Source organism: Geminocystis sp. GBBB08, assembly GCF_016743215.1.
In the GTDB taxonomy this organism is placed as follows: Bacteria; Cyanobacteriota; Cyanobacteriia; order Cyanobacteriales; family Cyanobacteriaceae; genus Geminocystis.
Genome location: NZ_VRZC01000233.1, coordinates 1 through 4,545, shown reverse-complemented (window position 1 = coordinate 4,545; position 4,545 = coordinate 1). Strand labels below are relative to the sequence as shown.

The window sequence follows — 4,545 nt, the reverse complement described above, 5'->3', positions numbered from 1 at the left end:
ATATAGAAGAATTAAAAGAATATATTGAATATCAGAAACCGGAGGTAAGAAATGAAGTTAATGATATTATTAATAGTCTCAAAATTTGTGATCCTGCTGTCGGTTCTGGTCATTTTTTAGTCTCGGCATTAAATGAAATTATTGCTTTAAAAAGTCAATTAAAAATTTTACAAGATAACGAAGGTAAAAGAATTAAAGAATATGAGATTGAGGTAGAAAATGATGAGTTAATTATTAAAGATGAAGACGGAGAATTATATACTTATAAACCTAAGTTTTCCCTTACTCATTCTATCCAAGAAACTTTATTTCAAGAAAAGAAAAAGATTATCGAAAATTGTCTTTTTGGGGTTGATGTTAATATTAATTCGGTTAATATTTGTCGCTTAAGATTATGGATAGAATTATTAAAAAATGCTTACTATAATCATCATACCAAACAGTTAGAAACTTTACCTAATATTGATATTAATATTAAATGTGGTAACTCCTTAATTAGTCGTTTTGATTTGCAATCCGATTTAAAATTAGCTTTAAAAAACCATAAGTTAACCATTGAAGATTATCAACAGGCAATTAAAACTTATCATAACCCTAAAAACAAACAAGAAAAACAGGAAATTGAAAAGTTAATTAAGCAAATAAAAGATAATTTTACTACAGTAATGACGGGTAATGATCCTCTGCAACAGGAGTTAAGAAAAAAAGAAGGTGAGTTATATAGTTTACAAAATCAACAATCTTTATTTGCGGAATCGGCTAAGGAAAAAAAAGCCCGTGAGAAGACAGAAAAAGCCTTAGAAAAACAAATTAATTTATTGACACAAGCAATAGAAGATAAGCAAAATAATGTTATCTATCGTCATGGTTTTGAGTGGCGTTTTGAGTTTCCGGAAGTGTTAAATAATAATGGTGATTTTATCGGTTTTGATCTTATTATCGGTAATCCTCCTTATATTCGTCAAGAGGAATTTTCACAGCTTAAACCATTATTAAAAAGTAAGTATTTAATTTATAATTCTATTGCTGATTTACTAACTTATTTTGTTGAATTAGGCTATCATCTTTTAAAAACTGATGGCGTTTTTCAATTCATTATTTCTAATAAGTTTACCCAGGCAAATTATGGTAAACAAATGCGTAATTTTTTGATTGAAAATACTGGTTTAACTCATTTTATTGACTTTAGTGGTTTAGCAGTTTTTGATGAGGCTACCGTTGACGCTTGTATTTTAGGTTTTGTGAAAAAAAGTCAAAATAATCATACGGCTTTAGTCTATGGTAACGTGAATAAAGATGATGTTAATATTAACGATTTTCAAGGTTATTTAAACAGTATCAAACAAGACTTTTTACAATGTAATTTAACTGAGAATAGTTGGAGTTTTGAAAGTCAAGAGGTATTAAAAATTAAGGCAAAAATTGAAGCTCAAGGTATCCCCTTAAAGGATTGGGATATTAGTATATCAAGAGGAATATTAACAGGTTTTAATGATGCTTTTATCATTGATGGTGAAAAGACGGAAGAATTAATTAAAAAAGATGCTAAATCTGCTGAAATTATTAAACCTATTTTGCGAGGTAGAGATATTCAAAAATATTATCCTAATTTTCAAGATTTATACTTAATTAATTTACACAATGGCTATCAATTTAATAATCAAAAAATTTCGCCTTTAAATGTAGAAGATTATCCTGCTATTAAACAACATTTAGATCAATTTTACTCTCCATTAGCAAAAAGAACTGATCAAGGTAAAACACCTTATAATTTAAGAAACTGTGCTTATTTACTTGACTTTGAAAAACCTAAAATTATTTATCCAAATATGACTAAATTTTTATATTTTATGATTGATTTAGATAATAATTACTATCACAATGATAAATCTTTTCACTTAGTTGGTGATCAAATATTTTGGCTAGTTAGCTTCTTAAACTCGAATCTTTTTAAATATTGTTTTCGAGATAATTTCCCCGAACTTTTAGGAGGCACAAGGGAATTAAGAAAAGTATTTTTTGAGCAAATACCAGTAAAAAAAGTTACTGAAAAAGAGGAAAAACCATTTATCAAATTAGTAACAGAAATATTAACAGAAAAAAAAGCCAATCCTTTAGCAAATACCAGTAAATTAGAGAGAGAAATTGATTTATTAGTGTATCAATTGTATGGCTTAACGGAAGAGGAGATTAAGATTATTGAAGGTTAATGATTATCTAATAAACATCATCATGAGAACCTAAATTTATTAACAATATTGCTTGTTCTGTTTTGTCTTCATTATCAATAAATTGAAAAATAATACGATAACTATAATCAATAGAACATGACCAAGTTTGTGATAAATCACCTTTAAGTTTATGACTGTATAAACTTGGATGAAAAGGGTCTTCTGCTAATTGTGTTAAAATTCTCTCAATGGAATTTCTTAATAGTGAATTTTTACGAATTATTTTCTTAAAAGCTCTTAAAGATTTAAAAGTTCATGCAATTTTCATTCTTGATCTAATTCCGTTAAAAAATCATTAACTGTACCAAATTTTATTTTCCCTTCTTCTATTTCTTGATGAATTTCTTTTATTTCTTTACTTAACATTATTCTCCGTTGTTCAGACAATCTTTTTTGTATTAAATTAACCAATATTTCTTGTTCTTCTAAAGATAATCTTTCTACTGTTTCGATCGCTTGTTGAAATGATGAAGTTTTAACCATTTTCTTCAATTAAAAAGTAACCTACCTCTTTGGGGATACCGTAGTAGAGCCGTGGCAGGTTTTGTTGTTTTCATTATACTTCTAAAAAGTGCATTAACACAAGGAGTTTATTTTTTATTAACTCTACCGCAGATCTTTCTGGATAATTGAACTTATCTCAAGGTTTTAATTTGTCACGAATGATTTATGATTGTTATATAAGTTTTTTAAATAAGTATAATAACCTAGAAAATAGTCTTGTTTTTTAAATGTAACGAAATATGTATAAGATAACGTTTTAATGCCATAAAAAAACACAGAACTTACCATCATAGGGTTAAGTAGCTTATTAAGTCAAGGAAATTGATATTAGTTAATCTGATCAAAATTAGAAAAAATAATAATCGAAAATAGTCGAAAAAAAAATATTCTTTGCACAAAAGTTGATCCCCTTCATGATAAGATGTTTCTCGAAAACGAAAAAGCTGAAAACTAACTCTCTATCATAGAAGTTATTAAATAGAAAGCCATAAAGAAAATTTATATATTTGGAGGAAACGACAAATGGTACAAGCTGGATCCAAATCTGGATTTAAGGCTGGTGTACAGGATTATCGCCTAACTTATTACACCCCTGACTATACCCCTAAAGATACTGACTTATTAGCCTGTTTCAGAATGACTCCCCAACCAGGAGTTCCCCCTGAAGAGTGTGCAGCAGCCGTAGCAGCAGAGTCTTCTACTGGTACTTGGACTACTGTATGGACTGATGGTTTAACTGATTTAGATCGCTATAAAGGTCGTTGTTACAATGTTGAGCCTGTACCGGGTGAAGATAATCAGTATTTTGTATTTGTTGCTTATCCTTTAGATTTATTTGAAGAAGGTTCAATCACTAACGTTTTAACCTCTTTAGTTGGTAACGTCTTCGGTTTTAAAGCTCTCCGTGCCTTACGTTTAGAGGATATTCGTTTCCCTGTTGCTTTAATCAAAACCTACCAAGGTCCTCCTCACGGTATTACTGTTGAGCGTGACTTGTTAAACAAATACGGTCGTCCTCTCTTAGGTTGTACCATTAAACCCAAATTAGGTTTATCTGCTAAAAACTACGGTCGTGCAGTTTATGAGTGTCTCCGTGGTGGTTTAGACTTCACCAAAGATGATGAAAACATCAACTCTCAGCCTTTCATGCGTTGGCGCGATCGCTTCTTATTTGTTCAAGAGGCCATCGAAAAATCACAAGCTGAAACTAACGAAATCAAAGGTCACTACTTAAATGTAACCGCTGGTACTTGCGAAGAAATGATGAAACGTGCTGAATTCGCTAAGGAAATCGGTACTCCTATCATTATGCACGACTTTTTAACTGGTGGTTTCACCGCTAACACTTCCTTAGCTAAATTCTGTCGTGACAATGGTTTATTACTCCACATCCACCGCGCGATGCACGCAGTAATCGATCGTCAAAAAAATCATGGTATTCACTTCCGTGTTTTAGCTAAATGTCTCCGTCTGTCTGGTGGTGATCACTTACACTCTGGTACTGTTGTTGGTAAATTAGAAGGCGACCGCGCGGTAACTTTAGGTTTTGTTGACTTAATGCGTGAAGACTATGTAGAAGAAGATCGTTCTCGTGGTGTCTTCTTTACCCAAGATTATGCTTCTTTACCCGGAACTATGCCTGTTGCTTCTGGTGGTATCCATGTGTGGCATATGCCTGCGCTTGTAGAAATCTTTGGTGATGATTCTTGTTTACAGTTCGGTGGTGGTACTTTAGGACATCCTTGGGGTAACGCACCTGGAGCTACTGCTAACCGTGTAGCTTTAGAAGCCTGTGTTCAGGCTCGTAAGG

The 4,545-nt window shown here is 31.5% G+C and carries 3 protein-coding genes and 1 pseudogene; 2 read left to right on the top strand and 2 right to left on the bottom strand.

The features are described 5' to 3' along the window. Positions 1-2,210: Eco57I restriction-modification methylase domain-containing protein (locus FWJ34_RS18370; RefSeq protein ID WP_308256782.1), on the top strand; the 2,210-nt coding region annotated here is incomplete at its 5' end. A gap of 7 nt (positions 2,211-2,217) precedes the next feature. Here the strand turns inward: FWJ34_RS18370 and FWJ34_RS18365 are convergent. Together FWJ34_RS18365 and FWJ34_RS18360 are read right to left on the bottom strand one after the other, a co-directional pair. Next, positions 2,218-2,457: pseudogene (locus FWJ34_RS18365) on the bottom strand (type II toxin-antitoxin system YafQ family toxin); the annotation flags it as partial. Positions 2,458-2,495: 38 nt separating this feature from the next. Continuing rightward, positions 2,496-2,714 carry a hypothetical protein gene (locus tag FWJ34_RS18360; protein ID WP_308256781.1) on the bottom strand — a complete coding sequence of 73 codons (219 nt, stop codon included), beginning with the start codon at positions 2,712-2,714 and terminating at the stop codon, positions 2,496-2,498. A 543-nt stretch (positions 2,715-3,257) separates the two neighbouring features. Between FWJ34_RS18360 and FWJ34_RS18355 the strand changes: the two genes are divergently transcribed. After that, positions 3,258-4,545, top strand: a 1,288-nt coding sequence (locus FWJ34_RS18355) for a ribulose-bisphosphate carboxylase large subunit (RefSeq protein ID WP_308256780.1), incomplete at its 3' end; no start/stop codon positions are given.

Bases quoted from the DNA above. Each gene is read 5' to 3' on its own strand.
- FWJ34_RS18360 (WP_308256781.1), bottom strand. From the start codon at position 2,714: ATGGTTAAAACTTCATCATTTCAACAAGCGATCGAAACAGTAGAAAGA.